Origin of the sequence: Streptomyces sp. NPDC053513, assembly GCF_044544765.1 — a bacterium.
GTDB lineage: Bacteria > Actinomycetota > Actinomycetes > Streptomycetales > Streptomycetaceae > Streptomyces > Streptomyces litmocidini.
Genome location: NZ_JBITXP010000011.1, coordinates 215,781 through 231,812 on the forward strand (window position 1 = coordinate 215,781; position 16,032 = coordinate 231,812).

14 protein-coding genes are annotated in these 16,032 nt (G+C 72.6%); 10 read left to right on the forward strand and 4 right to left on the reverse strand.

Annotation, left to right across the window (positions count from 1 at the left end):
- The first annotated feature begins 19 nt into the window (after nucleotides 1-19).
- The 6 genes from dxr to ACIGW4_RS21380 all read left to right on the forward strand — a co-directional run bounded on the left by dxr (nucleotide 20) and on the right by ACIGW4_RS21380 (nucleotide 7,174).
- Nucleotides 20-1,270, forward strand: a complete 1,251-nt coding sequence (gene dxr / locus ACIGW4_RS21355; RefSeq protein ID WP_399582287.1) for a 1-deoxy-D-xylulose-5-phosphate reductoisomerase — start codon at nucleotides 20-22, stop codon at nucleotides 1,268-1,270.
- On the forward strand, nucleotides 1,267-2,574 hold the full coding sequence (locus ACIGW4_RS21360; RefSeq protein WP_399582289.1) for a M50 family metallopeptidase: 1,308 nt from the start codon (nucleotides 1,267-1,269) through the stop codon (nucleotides 2,572-2,574). Before dxr ends, ACIGW4_RS21360 begins: the two co-directional genes overlap by 4 nt.
- Before the next feature lie 103 nt (nucleotides 2,575-2,677).
- A complete protein-coding gene (gene ispG / locus ACIGW4_RS21365) occupies nucleotides 2,678-3,835 on the forward strand; it encodes a flavodoxin-dependent (E)-4-hydroxy-3-methylbut-2-enyl-diphosphate synthase (protein ID WP_123455666.1) in 1,158 nt (385 codons plus the stop codon).
- Nucleotides 3,836-3,965: 130 nt separating this feature from the next.
- A complete protein-coding gene (locus ACIGW4_RS21370; protein ID WP_399582293.1) occupies nucleotides 3,966-4,811 on the forward strand; it encodes a GNAT family N-acetyltransferase in 846 nt (281 codons plus the stop codon).
- Between the two features lie 42 nt (nucleotides 4,812-4,853).
- Nucleotides 4,854-5,399: a GNAT family N-acetyltransferase gene (locus tag ACIGW4_RS21375; RefSeq protein ID WP_123455667.1), complete on the forward strand. Its 546-nt coding sequence runs from the start codon at nucleotides 4,854-4,856 to the stop codon at nucleotides 5,397-5,399.
- A 71-nt stretch (nucleotides 5,400-5,470) separates the two neighbouring features.
- The gene (locus ACIGW4_RS21380; protein WP_123455668.1) at nucleotides 5,471-7,174 is read left to right on the forward strand and encodes a proline--tRNA ligase; all 1,704 of its coding nucleotides are present in this window, start codon (nucleotides 5,471-5,473) and stop codon (nucleotides 7,172-7,174) included.
- Nucleotides 7,175-7,741: 567 nt separating this feature from the next.
- On the opposite strand, the gene ACIGW4_RS21385 is transcribed toward ACIGW4_RS21380, so the two are convergent.
- From ACIGW4_RS21385 to ACIGW4_RS21400, 4 genes are read right to left on the reverse strand one after another with little or no spacing between them, the layout of a single operon-like run.
- Nucleotides 7,742-8,701 carry an SPFH domain-containing protein gene (locus tag ACIGW4_RS21385; RefSeq protein WP_398713354.1) on the reverse strand — a complete coding sequence of 320 codons (960 nt, stop codon included), beginning with the start codon at nucleotides 8,699-8,701 and terminating at the stop codon, nucleotides 7,742-7,744.
- A 45-nt stretch (nucleotides 8,702-8,746) separates the two neighbouring features.
- Nucleotides 8,747-9,646, reverse strand: a complete 900-nt coding sequence (locus ACIGW4_RS21390) for an aminoglycoside phosphotransferase family protein (protein WP_399582297.1) — start codon at nucleotides 9,644-9,646, stop codon at nucleotides 8,747-8,749.
- A gap of 44 nt (nucleotides 9,647-9,690) precedes the next feature.
- The gene (locus tag ACIGW4_RS21395) at nucleotides 9,691-10,107 is read right to left on the reverse strand and encodes a ferritin-like domain-containing protein (protein ID WP_123455671.1); all 417 of its coding nucleotides are present in this window, start codon (nucleotides 10,105-10,107) and stop codon (nucleotides 9,691-9,693) included.
- Nucleotides 10,104-10,757 (reverse strand): hypothetical protein, encoded by a 654-nt coding sequence (locus ACIGW4_RS21400; protein WP_399582300.1) that lies wholly within the window; start codon nucleotides 10,755-10,757, stop codon nucleotides 10,104-10,106. The genes ACIGW4_RS21395 and ACIGW4_RS21400 overlap by 4 nt, the downstream gene beginning before the upstream one ends.
- Nucleotides 10,758-10,924: 167 nt before the next feature.
- Here ACIGW4_RS21400 and rimP point away from each other — a divergent pair, with 167 nt between their 5' ends.
- The 4 genes from rimP (at nucleotide 10,925) to infB (ending at nucleotide 16,016) form a co-directional block, all read left to right on the forward strand.
- Entirely contained in the window at nucleotides 10,925-11,422 is a 498-nt protein-coding gene (gene rimP, locus ACIGW4_RS21405) for a ribosome maturation factor RimP (RefSeq protein WP_398713361.1), read from the forward strand.
- 2 nt (nucleotides 11,423-11,424) lie between these two features.
- Nucleotides 11,425-12,420 (forward strand): transcription termination factor NusA, encoded by a 996-nt coding sequence (nusA, locus tag ACIGW4_RS21410; RefSeq protein WP_123455674.1) that lies wholly within the window; start codon nucleotides 11,425-11,427, stop codon nucleotides 12,418-12,420.
- 74 nt (nucleotides 12,421-12,494) lie between these two features.
- On the forward strand, nucleotides 12,495-12,776 hold the full coding sequence (locus ACIGW4_RS21415) for a YlxR family protein (RefSeq protein WP_078954177.1): 282 nt from the start codon (nucleotides 12,495-12,497) through the stop codon (nucleotides 12,774-12,776).
- A gap of 150 nt (nucleotides 12,777-12,926) precedes the next feature.
- The gene (infB, locus tag ACIGW4_RS21420) at nucleotides 12,927-16,016 is read left to right on the forward strand and encodes a translation initiation factor IF-2 (protein ID WP_123455675.1); all 3,090 of its coding nucleotides are present in this window, start codon (nucleotides 12,927-12,929) and stop codon (nucleotides 16,014-16,016) included.
- The last annotated feature ends 16 nt before the right edge of the window (nucleotides 16,017-16,032 follow it).

Genomic DNA, 16,032 nt, shown 5'->3' on the forward strand with positions numbered 1-16,032 from the left:
TGCGGCAAGAATGGGGGGCATGAGCGACCGCCCCTCTCCTCTCGCCGACCCGCACATCGCCTTCGACGTGTCCGAAGGCCGCCGGGACATCGTCGTCCTCGGCTCGACCGGGTCCATCGGCACGCAGGCCATCGATCTGGTGCTGCGCAACCCCGACCGTTTCCGGGTCACCGCCCTGGCCGCCTCCGGCGGCCGGATCGGGCTGCTCGCCGAGCAGGCGCACCGGCTGGGGGTCCGGGCGGTCGCGGTCGCCCGCGAGGACGCGGTCGAGGAGCTGCGCACGGCCCTGAAGGCGCTGTACGGCTCCGAGCCGCTGCCCGAGCTGCTCGCGGGGCCGGACGCCGCCACGCAGCTGGCCGCGTCGCCGTGCCACACCGTCCTCAACGGCATCACCGGCTCCATCGGCCTCGCGCCGACCCTCGCCGCCCTCGAAGCGGGCCGCACCCTCGCCCTCGCCAACAAGGAGTCGCTGATCGTCGGCGGCCCCCTGGTGAAGGCGCTCGCCAAGCCGGGCCAGATCATCCCGGTCGACTCCGAGCACGCGGCCCTCTTCCAGGCCCTCGCCGCCGGCACCCGCGCCGACGTCCGCAAGCTGGTCGTCACGGCCTCCGGCGGCCCCTTCCGCGGTCGTACGCGCGAGCAGCTGGCCCACGTCACCCGCGAGGACGCGCTCGCCCACCCCACCTGGGCCATGGGCCCGGTGATCACGGTCAACAGCGCGACCCTGGTGAACAAGGGCCTGGAGGTCATCGAGGCCCACCTGCTCTACGACATCCCGTTCGACCGCATCGAGGTCGTCGTCCACCCGCAGTCGTACGTCCACTCGATGGTCGAGTTCACGGACGGCTCCACGCTCGCCCAGGCCACCCCGCCGGACATGCGCGGCCCGATCGCCATCGGCATCGGCTGGCCCGAGCGGGTCCCGGACGCGGCCCCCGCCTTCGACTGGTCCAAGGCCTCCACCTGGGAGTTCTTCCCGCTCGACACCGAGGCCTTCCCGTCCGTCGGCCTGGCCCGGCACGTGGGCGAGCTGGGCGGCACCGCCCCCGCCGTCTTCAACGCCGCGAACGAGGAGTGCGTCGAGGCGTTTCTCGCCGGACGGCTGCCGTTCAACGGAATCATGGATACGGTCACTGCGGTCGTCACGGAGCACGGCACCCCCGCCCGGGGAACCTCGCTGACCGTCCCGGACGTCCTCGAAGCGGAGACCTGGGCACGGGCCCGGGCCCGAGAGCTCGCAGCGAAGGCAACAGCGGAGGCCCGCGCATGACCGAAATGCTCCTGTACGCCCTGGGCATCGTGCTGTTCGCCCTCGGCCTCCTCGTCTCCATCGCGTGGCACGAGCTCGGCCACCTCTCCACGGCCAAGCTCTTCGGCATCCGCGTGCCGCAGTACATGGTCGGCTTCGGCCCCACGATCTGGTCGAGGAAGCGCGGCGAGACCGAGTACGGCATCAAGGCCATCCCGGCCGGCGGCTACATCCGCATGATCGGCATGTTCCCGCCGGGCAAGGACGGCAGGATCGAGGCCCGCTCCACCTCGCCCTGGCGCTCGATGATCGAGGACGCCCGCGAGGCCTCGTACGAGGAGATCCAGCCGGGCGACGAGACGCGGCTGTTCTACACGCGCAAGCCGTGGAAGCGCGTGATCGTGATGTTCGCCGGACCGTTCATGAACCTGGTCCTGGCGGCGGTGCTGTTCTTCGGCTCGATGATGACGCTGGGCGTCCAGGGGCCGACGACCGAGGTCGCGGGCGTCCAGAAGTGCGTCATCAAGCTCAGCGACAAGCGGCAGAAGTGCGCGGCGGGGGACCCCGTCTCCCCGGCGTTCGCGGCCGGCCTCAGGAACGGGGACAAGATCCTCGCCCTGAACGGGAAGGCGGTGGCCGACTGGGACGCCCTCTCCGACAGCATCCGCTCCACCATCGGCCCGGCCACCCTGACCATCGAGCGGGACGGACAGCGCGTCGACCTCCACCCGAACCTGGTCACCAACAAGGTCGAGAAGAAGGACTCCCACGGCAACGTCGTCCGGCCGGTCCGGTACGTCGACGCCGGCTACCTCGGCTTCCAGCCGAAGTCCGAGGTCGCCCCGCTCAGCTTCGGCGAGACCACCGAGCGCATGACCGACCTCGTCGAGAACGGCGTCCACTCGGTCATCGCCCTGCCCGGCAAGATCCCCGGCCTCTGGGACGCCACCTTCGGCGACGGCAAGCGCGCCGAGGACTCGCCCGTCGGCGTCCTGGGCGCCGCCCGCATCACCGGCGAACTGATGACCGTCGAGGCCCCGAAGACGACGATCCTCGTCAACTTCATGAGCCTGCTCGTGTACTTCAACGTCTCGCTGTTCCTGTTCAACATGCTCCCGCTGCTGCCGCTCGACGGCGGTCACATCGCGGGCGCCCTGTGGGAGTCCGTCCGCCGCCACGCGGCCCGGATCTTCAAGCGCCCCGACCCCGGCCCGTTCGACGTGGCCAAGCTGATGCCCGCCGCCTACGTGGTGGCCGGCGTCTTCGTCTGCTTCACGCTGCTCGTCCTCGCCGCCGACATCGTCAATCCGGTGAAACTGACGTAGCACCCAGGGGGGCCGCACCCGGTGGTGTCCGGCCCCCCGCCCCCGGGGCGGTAACCTCGGAACCCTGAGCCCGCCGACGCACAACCTTGAGGTTGCACTTCAGATGACCGCGATTTCTCTCGGTATCCCGACCGTTCCGACCCGGCTCGCCGAGCGGCGCAAGAGCCGCCAGATCCAGGTCGGCAGCGTGGCCGTCGGCGGTGACGCTCCCGTCTCCGTCCAGTCGATGACGACGACCCGCACCTCCGACATCGGCGCCACGCTCCAGCAGATCGCCGAGCTGACCGCCTCCGGCTGCCAGATCGTCCGCGTGGCCTGCCCCACCCAGGACGACGCCGACGCGCTCGCCGTGATCGCCCGGAAGTCCTCCATCCCGGTCATCGCCGACATCCACTTCCAGCCGAAGTACGTCTTCGCCGCGATCGACGCCGGCTGCGCCGCCGTCCGCGTCAACCCGGGCAACATCAAGCAGTTCGACGACAAGGTCAAGGAGATCGCCAGGGCCGCGAAGGACGCGGGCACCCCGATCCGCATCGGCGTCAACGCCGGTTCGCTCGACGCCCGCCTCCTGAAGAAGTACGGCAAGGCCACCCCCGAGGCGCTCGTCGAGTCCGCCCTCTGGGAGGCCTCCCTCTTCGAGGAGCACGACTTCCGCGACATCAAGATCTCGGTCAAGCACAACGACCCGGTCGTCATGGTCGAGGCCTACCGCCAGCTCGCCGCCCAGTGCGACTACCCGCTGCACCTCGGCGTCACCGAGGCGGGCCCGGCCTTCCAGGGCACCATCAAGTCGGCCGTCGCCTTCGGCGCCCTGCTCTCCCAGGGCATCGGCGACACCATCCGCGTCTCGCTCTCCGCGCCGCCGGCCGAGGAGATCAAGGTCGGCATCCAGATCCTGGAGTCGCTCAACCTGCGCCAGCGCCGCCTGGAGATCGTCTCCTGCCCGTCCTGCGGCCGCGCCCAGGTCGACGTCTACAAGCTCGCCGAGGAGGTCACCGCCGGCCTCGACGGCATGACCGTCCCGCTGCGCGTCGCCGTCATGGGCTGCGTCGTCAACGGCCCCGGCGAGGCCCGCGAGGCCGACCTCGGCGTCGCCTCCGGCAACGGCAAGGGCCAGATCTTCGTCAAGGGCGAGGTCATCAAGACCGTCCCCGAGTCGAAGATCGTCGAGACCCTCATCGAAGAGGCCCTCAAGATCGCCGAGCAGATGGAGAAGGACGGCGTCGCCAGCGGCGAGCCGACGGTCGCCATCGCCGGCTGACCCTCCCGACAGCAGACGCGAAGCCCCTCCGCCCCACCCGGCGGAGGGGCTTCACGGGCATGACGGGCCCCGCCACAGGGCGCAGGGGTACAGTGCGGAGACCAGCAGATCCGTCCCGTGAGGCCCCCTCGTGCTGACAGAGAACACCACTCGGGTCCTCGAACCCGCCGACCTCGGCGCCGCCCTCGCCGTCCTGGAGAGCGCCCCCGTCGAGAACGCCTTCGTGACCGCCCGCGTCCAGGTCGCCGGGCTCGACCCCTGGCGCCTCGGCGGCGAGATGTGGGGCTGGTACACCGAGGGCAGACTGCGCTCGCTCTGCTACTCCGGCGCCAACCTGGTCCCCATCTGCGCCACCCCCCAGGCCGTCCGCGCCTTCGCCGACCGGGCCCGCCGGATCGGCCGCCGCTGCTCCTCGATCGTCGGCCCCGCCGAGGCCACCGGCGAGCTGTGGCGGCTCCTGGAGCCCAGCTGGGGCCCCGCCAGGGACGTCAGGGCCCACCAGCCGCTGATGGTCGCCGAGGAACCCTCCGCCACGGTCGCGCCCGATCCGCTGGTCCGCCGCGTCCGCAAGGACGAGATGGAGGTGATCATGCCCGCCTGCGTGGCCATGTTCACCGAGGAGGTCGGCGTCTCCCCGCTCGCCAACGACGGCGGACTGCTCTACCAGGCCCGCGTCGCCGAACTCGTCGGCTCCGGCCGCTCCTTCGCCCGCATCGAGGACGGCAAGGTCGTCTTCAAGGCCGAGATCGGCGCCGCCACCCGCCAGGCCTGCCAGATCCAGGGCGTCTGGGTCGCCCCCGAACACCGCGGCAAGGGCCTCTCCGAGACGGGCATGGCCGCCGTCCTCCGGTACGCCCTCGCCGACGTCGCCCCCGTCGTCAGCCTGTACGTCAACGACTACAACACCCCGGCGAGGGCCGCGTACCGCCGCGTCGGCTTCCGCGAGACCGGCGCCTTCATGAGCGTCCTGTTCTGACGCGCTGTCCCGAGACGGGCGGGCGCTTGTAGGGTGCGCCGCATGGATGACGCAGAGATCGAGATCGGTCCGGTCAATCTCGCCGCCCGGGTGGACGAGGCCCTCGCCGTGCAGGCCGTCGCCTTCGGCCTGGACGCGGGCGAGGTCGCCGTACGCCGCCACATCGTGCTGCGCCACCTCCTCTGCCCCGGCGCCCGCGCCTACGGGGCCACCACCCCCGACGGACGGCTCGTCGGCTTCGTGTACGGGATGCCCAACGACCGCGCCCACTGGTGGTCCACCGTCGTCGAGACGTACCTGCGGGCCACCGGCACCGCCGACTGGCTCGACGACTCCTTCGTCATCACCGAACTCCACGTGCACCCCGACTTCCAGGGTCGGGGCGTCGGCCGCGCGCTGATCACCACCATCACCGACACCGCCGCCGAACCGCGCTCCATCCTCTCCGCGATCGACACCGAGAGCCCCGCCCGCGGCCTCTACCGGGCCCTCGGCTACGTCGACCTCGCCCGCCAGGTCCACTTCCCGAGCGCCCCCCGCCCCTACGCCGTCATGGGCGCCCCGCTGCCGCTCAGGCGCCGGAACTGATTTCACCTGCCAGGGGCGGCCCGGCTAACCTCGGGGCCATCACTGTCCGTCCCTTCAGGAGTACGAGAACCATGGCCAACGCACCGGTCCAGCGCATGTCCCAGTTGATGGCGAAGACGCTGCGCGACGACCCGGCGGACGCCGAGGTCCTCAGCCACAAGCTCCTCGTCCGCGCCGGCTACGTCCGCCGCACCGCCGCCGGCATCTGGAGCTGGCTGCCCCTGGGCAAGAAGGTCCTCTCCAACATCGAGCGCATCGTCCGCGAGGAGATGGACGCCATCGGCGCCCAGGAGGTCTCCCTGCCCGCGCTGCTGCCCCGAGAGCCCTACGAGGCCACCGGCCGCTGGGACGAGTACGGCGCCGAGCTCTTCCGCCTCCAGGACCGCAAGGGCGGCGACTACCTCCTCGGCCCCACCCACGAGGAGATCTTCACCCTCCTGGTCAAGGACCAGTGCTCGTCCTACAAGGACCTGCCGGTCATCCTGTACCAGATCCAGAACAAGTTCCGCGACGAGGCCCGCCCCCGCGCCGGCATCCTGCGCGGCCGCGAGTTCCTCATGAAGGACTCCTACTCCTTCGACACCGAGGACGAGGGCCTCGCGCAGTCCTACGCCCTGCACCGCCAGGCCTACCAGCGCGTCTTCGAGCGCCTCGGCCTCGACTACCGCATCGTGGCCGCCACCGCCGGCGCCATGGGCGGCTCGAAGTCCGAGGAGTTCCTCGCCCCCGCCGAGGCCGGCGAGGACACCTTCGCCGACTGCCCGAACTGCGACTTCGCGGCCAACACCGAAGCGGTGTACCAGACGGTGAAGCCGGTCGACGGCTCGGCCGTCCCCGCCGCCGAGGACATCCCCACCCCCGACACCCCGACGATCGAGACCCTCGCGGCCTCCCTCGGCGTGCCGGCCTCCGCCACCCTGAAGAACCTCCTCGTGAAGGTCGACGGCGAGATCGTCGCGATCGGCGTCCCCGGCGACCGCGAGGTCGACATGGACAAGGTCGAGGAGCACTTCGGCCCGACGGCCACGGTCGAGCTGGTGACCGAGGAGGACTTCGCGCAGCGCACCGACCTCGTCCGCGGCTACGTCGGCCCCCAGGGCCTGGAGAAGGTCACCTACATCGCCGACCCGCGCGTGGCGCCCGGCACCGCGTGGATCACGGGTGCCAACAAGGAGGGCACGCACACGAAGAACGTCGTCGCGGGCCGTGACTTCGAGGTCTCCGAGTACGTCGACGTCGTCGTCGTCCAGGAGGGCGACCCGTGCCCCAAGTGCGGCACCGGCCTCAAGCTGGACCGTGCCATCGAGATCGGCCACATCTTCCAGCTGGGCCGCAAGTACGCCGACGCCCTCAAGCTCGACGTCCTCGGCCAGAACGGCAAGCCGGTCCGCGTGACCATGGGCTCGTACGGCATCGGCGTCTCCCGCGCGGTCGCGGCCCTCGCCGAGCAGACCGCCGACGAGAAGGGCCTGTGCTGGCCGGCCGAGGTCGCCCCCGCCGACGTCCACGTGGTGGCGGCGGGCAAGGCGCTCCAGACGGAACTGGCCCTGGAGGTCTCGGAGAAGCTCTCCGCGGCCGGCCTCCGCGTCCTGGTCGACGACCGCGCGGGCGTCTCGCCGGGCGTCAAGTTCACCGACGCGGAGCTCATGGGCGTCCCGAAGATCCTGGTGGCGGGGCGCCGGGCGGGCGAGGGCGTGGTGGAGCTCAAGGACCGCCGCACGGGGGAGCGCGAGGAACTGACGATCGCCGAGGCCCTCACCCGCCTCACGCCCTGACACCCACCCCGCCGGACGCCCCCGCCATGCCGCGGGGGGCGCCCTGCGGGACGGCGCCCCGGGCCCGCGCGAGCCCGCGCCTGCCGGGACGGCGCCCCCGCCCTGGGGGACCCGCGCCCTGGCGGGCGGTCCGCCCTGCCCGTGTGGGCAATCGTCCCGCTGGGGCGGGACGGGTGGGCACACGGGACGGCGCCCTTAAGCGGCGCCTCCGCGTTCCGCGCCTGAACCCGCACCACGAGCCGGGTGCACCAAGGGGTGCGGGTTCAGGCACCACAGCCTCGGGCGCCGGCAGGGCGCGGGTCCGTTGTGCCCACCCGTTCCGCCCCAGCGGAACGATTGCCCACAACGGGGGTGGGCGGGGCACCGCCCCGGTGGGCCCGCCCACAACGGGGGCGCGGGGGCGGGCACCGCGCCGGCGGGGCGACCGCTCGCAGCGGCGGATGGGCGCCGTCCCAGCGGAACGGCTGCCCACAGCGGGGGCACCGCCCCGGCGGGCGCGTGCCCGCAGCGGGGACGGGGCAGGCACCAGTGGGCGCCGCCCGCAGGGGGCGGCGGGCCCGGGGGGTGTCAGGGGTCGGGGTCTCTGTGGGTGGGTTCCACCGAGGAGCCCGTCAGGTCCTCGACCGCCTCCTCCGCCGCCGCCCGCCCCCTCAGATACGCCTCGCTCAACGGCGGCACCGGAGCAGACGACCCCGGCGACACCGGCGGCAGCGGAGCGGACGACCCCGGCGGCACCGGCGAAGCCTGTCCCGTCTCCGGCGCGGCCTCCGGCGTCGCCCGTTCCAGGAACCGCAGCAGTTCCACCGGAATCGGCAGGACCAGCGTCGAGTTCTTCTCCGCGGACACCGCCATCACCGTCTGCAGCAGCCGCAGCTGCAGCGCCGCCGGCTGGTCGGACATCACGCCCGCCGCCTCGGCCAGCTTCTTCGAGGCCTGGAGCTCCGCGTCCGCGTTGATCACGCGCGCCCGCCGTTCCCGGTCCGCCTCCGCCTGCCGGGCCATGGAGCGCTTCATCGTCTCGGGCAGGGAGACGTCCTTGATCTCGACGCGGTCGATGGCGACGCCCCAGCCCATCGCCGGGCTGTCGAGCATCAGCTCGAGGCCCTGGTTGAGCTTCTCCCGGTTGGACAGCAGGTCGTCGAGGTCGCTCTTGCCGATGATGGACCGGAGCGAGGTCTGCGCCATCTGGGAGACCGCGAACTTGTAGTCCTCGACGCGGACCAGCGCGTCGGCCGCGTCGACGACCTTGAAGTAGACGACCGCGTCGACCCGTACCGTCACGTTGTCGCGGGTGATGCCCTCCTGCGCCGGCACGGGCATGGTGACGATCTGCATGTTCACCTTGTGCAGGCGGTCGACGAGCGGAACGATCATCGTGAAGCCGGGGGAGCGGATGTCGTCGCGCAGCCGGCCGAAGCGGAAGACGACGCCGCGCTCGTACTGCTTGACCACGCGCGCCGCCGCGCCCGCGTACACCGCGGCCGCCGCGGCCGCGCCGGCCGCCGCCATCACCAGCTCTTGCATCATCGCGGCCCCCTGGATCGAGCCGAACAGTACAAAAAGGGTATTCCCCTAGAGCCAGCTCGCGAACTCGAGGAGCAGCTCGGCGTCCTGCCGCCGCCCCGCCGCCAGCGCCCGCGTCCCGGACTCGACCGCGCGGAACAGGCTCCAGCCGCGCAGCCGCTCCCGGTCCAGGTCCAGGGAGTCCGCCAGCTTGTTGACCCGCCGCCGGGCCGCCGAGGCCCCCGAGGAGGCGGCCACCAGGTCCTCGACCCGGTCCCGTACGAGCCGGGCGAGGTCGTAGGCCCGCTCGCCGACCAGCGGCTCGGGGCCGACGGCCAGCCAGGGCGTCCGGTCGCCGGCGAGGACCTTGCCCTGCCGGAAGTTCCCGTGCAGCAGCACCGTCTCCGCTTCGGCGGCGACCAGCTCCTCGCGGGCCGTGAGCGCCGCCGCGGTCAGTTCCCCGGCGGCGGCGTCGGCGCGGTGGAGCTCCATGGCGGAGGCCTGCGCCGCCGTCCGCTCCGTCACCGTCTCGAAGCCGTGCCCCGCAGGCGGCTCGACCCAGAGCCTGCGCACGGTGCCCGCCGCCTCCAGGAGCGCCTTCGCCTCCGGCAGGGAGCGCAGCGAGACCTCGGGGTGGAGCCGTTCGAGGACGAGCGCGCCCTCCCCGGCCTCGTCGAGGAGCTGGACCGCGCCCCAGCCGTTCCAGTGCGCGAGCGCGTCCCGCTCCAGGTCCGGACGGGTGAACGGCGGCGCGATCTTGAGCGCGGCGGGGGAGCCGTCGGCGCGCCGGACGAGCACGACCAGGCTGCTCCGTCCGCCGGGGGCCATCACCCGCTCGGTGTCCAGGGAGGCCCGGTCGAGCGCCCGGCCGGCGAGCTCCGGCAGCTCCCCGAGCCACTCGGCCGCCGCGGCGTCCCCGTACGTCTCACCGAGCGTCCTGACCAGTCGCTGCGGCGGTTCGAAACCCATGCGTACGTTGTTCCTTCGGTCGGGGCGGGACTCGGTCGGGGGGACTACACCCGCTCGGCGAGCCCAGGAAAGGTTACGTCGCTGCCGCGCCAGCGGACGGCGCGTACCGCGGCCTCGCGGAGCGCGGCGGCCGCCTCCGCGCGCGCCCGGCCCCCGGTGGCCCGGACGAGGTCGGAGTACACGCCGGCCACCCGGTCCTCCAGGACCGCCGCGAGCCGCACCGCGTCGGCCGGGGCCGCGACCCGGAACGGCAGCTCGTACGCGGCCTCCGCCGCCACCGGCGCCCCGCCGAGGTCCCGCACGGTCCGGCGCAGCGCGTCCCGCCGCGCCCGGTGCGCCTCGTACGCGGCGGTCGCCTCCGCCCGCCGCTCGGGGCCGATCCGGCCGCCGACGACCCCGTACCCGTACACCGCGGCGTGTTCGGCGGCCAGCGCGGCCTGGGTCGCGTCGAGGGCGCTCATGCCCGTGCTCCTTCGGTCAGCAGGTAGGCGTGGGCGGCGCCGGCCGCCGCGACGGAGGCGAGCAGCCGGGCGTACTCGGGCGGGGCCGTGAGCAGGGCGGCGGAGTGGCCGTCGGAGGCCGCGCGCTCGGCGGCGGCGAGCTCCCGGAGGGCGGCCCGGGGATCGGCCGCCACCCGTACGGGCGAGGGAGAGGCGGTGGGCTTCGCGGAGACGGTCGCGGCTGCGGAGCCGGTGGCCCCCGCGGGCTTCGCGGAGGCGGTCGTGGTCGCGGAGCCGGTGGCCCCGTCGGGCCCCGCCGTCGCGCCGTCCCCGCCCGCCGTCGCGCCGTCCCCGCCCGCCGCCTCCGCCTGCGTCCCGCCCTCGCCGAGGGCCTTCGCGTGGGCCGCCACCGCGCGCCGCAGCGGGGTCAGCCGGGGGGCCAGGGCAGGGTGGGCGGCGAGCGTCGCGTCGTAACGTTCCAGCAGGTCGCGCGCGGCGGTCACCGACCGCAGTCGCAGGGCCGCCTCGGCGCGCGCCACCCGTTCGGCCTCACGCTCGGTGGCGCTCGGCCGCCGGGGCCGCCCGCCGGGGGAGGAGGTGCAGCCCGCCAGGGCGGCCGCGCCCGCCGCCGCGCCCGCCACGAGGAGCGCGCGCCTGCCCGTCGTCGTCACGCCTTCTCCCCGTCTGCCGTCCGCCGTCGAAGATCGTCGAGATCACCGCAGGCGAGCGTACCCGCGGGCCCCGGGGCGATGGACGGCAACACCCTCCCGGACCGGATACCCTTTGGTCTGACACGCGACGAACCCACAACAGCACACGCGGCCGAGGAGTCACCCGGATGAGCACCACCCAGAGCGACAGGCTGCGCGGACTCGTGGAGCCGCTCGTCGCCGCGAAGGACCTGGATCTGGAAGAGATCGAGGTGTCCCGGGCCGGCCGCCGCGGGCTGCTGCGGATCGTCGTCGACTCGGACGAGGGCGTGGAGCTGGACGTCTGCGCCGAGCTGAGCCGCGAGATCTCCGAGAAGCTCGACGAGACCGACGTGATGGGCGACGGCGAGTACGTCCTCGAGGTCAGCTCCCCCGGCGCCGAGCGCCCCCTCACCGAGCACCGCCACTACGTGCGCGCCACCGGCCGCCTGGTGAAGCTGCAGCTCGCCGAGGGCGGGGACCTGGTCGCCCGCATCCTGGCCGTGGACGAGGACGGCCTCGACATGGAGGTACCGGGCGTGAAGGGGCGCAAGCCCACCGCCCGCCGGGTCGCTTTCGCCGACATCGCCAAGGCGCGTGTCGAGATCGAGTTCAACCGCAAGGACAAGAAGGAAGAGGAGGCGTAGCCGTGGACATCGACGTGAAGCTCCTGAAGGGCTTGGCACAGGAGAAGGAAATCTCCTTCGAGATGCTGGTCGAGGCGATCGAGTCGGCCCTCCTCATCGCGTACCACCGCACCCCCGACGCCCGCCGCCACGCGCGCGTGGAGCTGAACCGGGCCACCGGTCACGTGACGGTGTGGGCGAAGGAGGACCCCTCCGACCTGGAGGAGGGCCAGGAGCCCAAGGACTTCGACGACACCCCGTCGGACTTCGGCCGGATCGCGGCGAGCACCGCCCGCCAGGTCATCCAGCAGCGGCTGCGGGACGCCGAGAACGACGTGACCTTCGGCGAGTACGCCCGCCGCGAGGGCGATGTCGTCGCCGGTGTGGTGCAGCAGGGCAAGGACCCGAAGAACGTCCTCGTCAAGCTGGACGACAAGCTGGAGGCCATCCTTCCGGTGCAGGAGCAGGTGCCGGGCGAGGAGTACACGCACGGTCTGCGGCTGCGCACGTACGTCGTCCGGGTGGCGAAGGGCGTCCGCGGCCCGTCCGTCACCCTCTCGCGCACGCACCCCAACCTGGTGAAGAAGCTCTTCGCCCTGGAGGTGCCGGAGATCGCCGACGGCTCGGTCGAGATCGCGGCCATCGCCCGCGAGGCCGGTCACCGCACCAAGATCGCCGTCCGTTCCACCCGTTCGGGCCTGAACCCCAAGGGCGCCTGCATCGGCCCGATGGGCAGCCGCGTCCGCAACGTGATGGCGGAGCTGCTCGGCGAGAAGATCGACATCGTCGACTGGTCGGACGACCCGGCCGAGATGGTGGCGAACGCGCTCTCCCCGGCGCGGGTCTCCAAGGTCGAGGTCGTCGACCTCGCCGCCCGTTCCGCCCGGGTGACGGTGCCGGACTACCAGCTGTCGCTGGCCATCGGCAAGGAGGGCCAGAACGCCCGCCTCGCCGCGCGGCTCACCGGCTGGCGGATCGACATCCGTCCGGACACGGAGCCGGCCGAGCCCCAGGGCTGAGACCGTTTTTGGACAACGACTGTTCGATTCTTGCCCCGAACGGGTGGGGTCGGTGCGGGGAGGTAGACTTAATAGTGTCTGGCCGGACGCATGCCCGCGCGTGCCCTGAGCGAACCTGTGTGGGATGCCGGGAGCGAGCGGCCAAGAGCGATCTGCTGCGGATCGTGGTGAACAAGGACGAGTGCGTTCCTGATCATCGCGGTACGCTGCCCGGCCGGGGTGCGTACCTGCACCCCGCCGTGGTCTGTCTCGACCTGGCGGTCCGTCGCCGGGCCTTTCCGAGGGCCTTCAAGGTCCAGGGACCGCTCGACACGGAGGCACTCCGCCACCACGTCGAGCAAGCGGCACCGCAGTGAGCAAGAAGTACGGCACGGAACACCGTGCGGTCAGGTACCTCGCGAGTTGGAAGTAGGTCGAGATTGCGATGAGCACTCGATGAGTACGCGATGAGTACGCCCATGAAGTAGCGACGGTCCGGCGGTAACCGGACCTCACAAAGGAGCAAAGTGGCTAAGGTCCGGGTATACGAACTCGCCAAGGAGTTCGGTGTGGAGAGCAAGGTCGTCATGGCCAAGCTCCAAGAACTCGGTGAATTCGTCCGTTCGGCGTCCTCGACGATCGAGGCGCCGGTCGTGCGCAAGTTGACTGACGCTTTGCAGGGTCCCGGCGGCAACGCCGGCAAGACCGCTGCCAAGCCCGGCGCGCCCCGCAAGGCGACGCCTTCCCCCGCGGCGCCGTCCCCGGCCGCCGCGGCTCGTCCCGCTGCCCCGAAGCCCGGCGCCCCGGCCCCCAAGCCGGCCCCCGCCGCGCCCGCGGCCCCCGCGCCGGTCACCCCGGCCGCGCCCGCGAGCAGCACCCCCTCTCCGGCTCCGGCCGCCTCGGGCCCCCGCCCGGGCCCGAAGCCCGCGCCCAAGCCGGTCACGCCGGCTCCGGCCGCCCCGGAGTTCACCGCGCCCCCGTCGGCTCCCGCCGCCGGTCCGCGCCCCGGTGGCGCCACCCCGGGCCCCCGTCCCGCCGGCGAGCGTCCCGCCCGCCCGGGTCAGGGTTCCCCCCGCCCGCAGGGCCAGGGTGCTCCGCGCCCCGGCGGCCAGCAGGCCCCCCGTCCGGGCGGTGCCCGTCCGGCCGGTCCCCGTCCGGGCAACAACCCCTTCACCTCGGGCGGCTCCACCGGAATGGCGCGCCCGCAGGCGCCCCGTCCGGGTGGCGGCGCTCCCCGTCCCGGCGGCCCCGGTGCCGTTCCGGGCGCCCCGCGTCCGCAGGGCGGCCCCGGTGGCGCTCCGCGTCCGCAGGGTCAGGGCGGCGCCCGTCCCACCCCCGGTGGCATGCCCCGTCCGCAGGCTCCCCGTCCGGGCGGCGCGCCCGGCGGCAACCGTCCGAACCCGGGCATGATGCCGCAGCGTCCCGCTGCCGGCCCGCGTCCCGGCCCCGGCGGTCGTGGCCCCGGTGGCCCCGGCGGTCGTCCGGGCGGTCCCGGCGGCGGCGGCGGTCGTCCCGGCTTCGCCGGTCGTCCGGCCGGTCCCGGCGGTGGCGGCGGCGGCTTCGCCGGTCGTCCCGGCGGTCCCGGTGGCGGCGGCGGTCGTCCGGGTGGTCCCGGCGGCGGTGGCGGCGGCTTCGGCGGTCGTCCCGGCGGCTTCGGCGGCCGTCCCGGCGGCCCGGGTGGCCGTGGTGGCACGCAGGGCGCCTTCGGTCGTCCCGGCGGTCCCGCGCGTCGTGGTCGCAAGTCGAAGCGTCAGAGGCGCCAGGAGTACGAGGCCATGCAGGCCCCGTCCGTGGGCGGCGTGATGCTGCCTCGCGGCAACGGCGAAGCCATTCGCCTGTCGCGCGGTGCGTCCCTCACCGACTTCGCGGAGAAGATCGGCGCCAACCCGGCGTCGCTCGTCGCGGTCATGATGAACCTCGGCGAGATGGTCACGGCCACGCAGTCCGTCTCCGACGAGACGCTGCAGCTCCTCGGCGACGAGATGAACTACCAGGTTCAGATCGTCTCGCCGGAGGAGGAGGACCGTGAGCTGCTCGAGTCCTTCGACATCGAGTTCGGCGAGGACGAGGGCGGCGAAGAGGCCCTGGTCTCCCGTCCGCCGGTCGTGACCGTCATGGGTCACGTCGACCACGGAAAGACCCGACTCCTCGACGCGATCCGCAAGACCAACGTGGTCGCGGGCGAGGCCGGTGGCATCACCCAGCACATCGGTGCCTACCAGGTCTCCACCCAGGTCAACGACGAAGAGCGTCGCATCACCTTCATCGACACCCCGGGTCACGAGGCGTTCACCGCCATGCGTGCCCGTGGTGCGAAGTCGACCGACATCGCGATCCTCGTGGTCGCGGCCAACGACGGCGTCATGCCGCAGACGATCGAGGCGCTCAACCACGCCAAGGCCGCCGGCGTCCCGATCGTCGTCGCGGTCAACAAGATCGACGTCGAGGGCGCGGACCCGACCAAGGTCCGCGGTCAGCTGACCGAGTTCGGTCTGGTGGCCGAGGAGTACGGCGGCGACACGATGTTCGTCGACATCTCCGCCAAGCAGGGTCTGCACATCGACTCCCTGCTGGAGGCCGTGGTCCTCACCGCGGACGCCTCGCTCGACCTTCGGGCCAACCCGAACCAGGACGCGCAGGGCATCGCGATCGAGTCCCACCTCGACCGCGGTCGCGGCGCCGTCTCGACCGTCCTGGTCCAGCGCGGAACGCTGCGCATCGGCGACACGATGGTCGTCGGCGACGCGTACGGCCGCGTCCGGGCGATGCTCGACGACAAGGGCAACAACGTCGAGGAGGCGACCCCGTCGACTCCCGTCCTCGTCCTGGGTCTCACCAACGTCCCGGGTGCGGGCGACAACTTCCTCGTCGTCGACGAGGACCGCACCGCCCGTCAGATCGCCGAGAAGCGCGCCGCGCGTGAGCGCAACGCCGCCTTCGCCAAGCGCGTCCGCCGGGTGTCCCTCGAGGACCTCGACAAGGTGCTCAAGGCCGGTCTCGTCCAGGAACTCAACCTCATCATCAAGGGCGACGCGTCCGGTGCGGTCGAGGCCCTCGAGTCCTCGCTGCTCCAGCTCGACGTCGGCGAAGAGGTCGACATCCGCGTCCTGCACCGCGGTGTGGGTGCGGTCACCGAGTCGGACATCGACCTGGCCATGGGCTCCGACGCCATCGTCATCGGCTACAACGTCCGTGCGGCCGGCCGTGCCGCGCAGATGGCGGAGCGCGAGGGCGTCGACGTCCGGTACTACTCGGTCATCTACCAGGCGATCGAGGAGATCGAGGCGGCGCTCAAGGGCCTCCTCAAGCCGGAGTACGAAGAGGTCGAGCTCGGTACGGCGGAGATCCGCGAGGTCTTCCGCTCGTCCAAGCTGGGCAACATCGCCGGTGTCCTCATCCGCTCGGGCGAGGTCAAGCGCAACACCAAGGCGCGCCTCATCCGCGACGGCAAGGTCATCGCGGAGAACCTCAACATCGAGGGTCTGCGCCGCTTCAAGGACGACGTCACCGAGATCCGCGAGGGCTTCGAGGGTGGTATCAACCTCGGAAACTTCAACGACATCAAGATCGACGACGTCATCGCGACGTACGAGATGCGCGAGAAGCCGCGCGCGTAACGCGTAGGGCTGCGTC

Excerpts from the sequence above, each read along its gene's own strand:
- ispG (WP_123455666.1), top strand. The coding sequence starts at position 2,678 with ATGACCGCGATTTCTCTCGGTATCCCGACCGTTCCGACCCGGCTCGCC.
- ACIGW4_RS21385 (WP_398713354.1), bottom strand. The coding sequence starts at position 8,701 with ATGATGCAAGAGCTGGTGATGGCGGCGGCCGGCGCGGCCGCGGCGGCC.
- ACIGW4_RS21360 (WP_399582289.1), top strand. The coding sequence starts at position 1,267 with ATGACCGAAATGCTCCTGTACGCCCTGGGCATCGTGCTGTTCGCCCTC.
- rimP (WP_398713361.1), top strand. The coding sequence starts at position 10,925 with ATGAGCACCACCCAGAGCGACAGGCTGCGCGGACTCGTGGAGCCGCTC.
- ACIGW4_RS21395 (WP_123455671.1), bottom strand. The coding sequence starts at position 10,107 with ATGAGCGCCCTCGACGCGACCCAGGCCGCGCTGGCCGCCGAACACGCC.
- ACIGW4_RS21375 (WP_123455667.1), top strand. The coding sequence starts at position 4,854 with ATGGATGACGCAGAGATCGAGATCGGTCCGGTCAATCTCGCCGCCCGG.
- ACIGW4_RS21380 (WP_123455668.1), top strand. The coding sequence starts at position 5,471 with ATGGCCAACGCACCGGTCCAGCGCATGTCCCAGTTGATGGCGAAGACG.
- ACIGW4_RS21390 (WP_399582297.1), bottom strand. The coding sequence starts at position 9,646 with ATGGGTTTCGAACCGCCGCAGCGACTGGTCAGGACGCTCGGTGAGACG.
- dxr (WP_399582287.1), top strand. The coding sequence starts at position 20 with ATGAGCGACCGCCCCTCTCCTCTCGCCGACCCGCACATCGCCTTCGAC.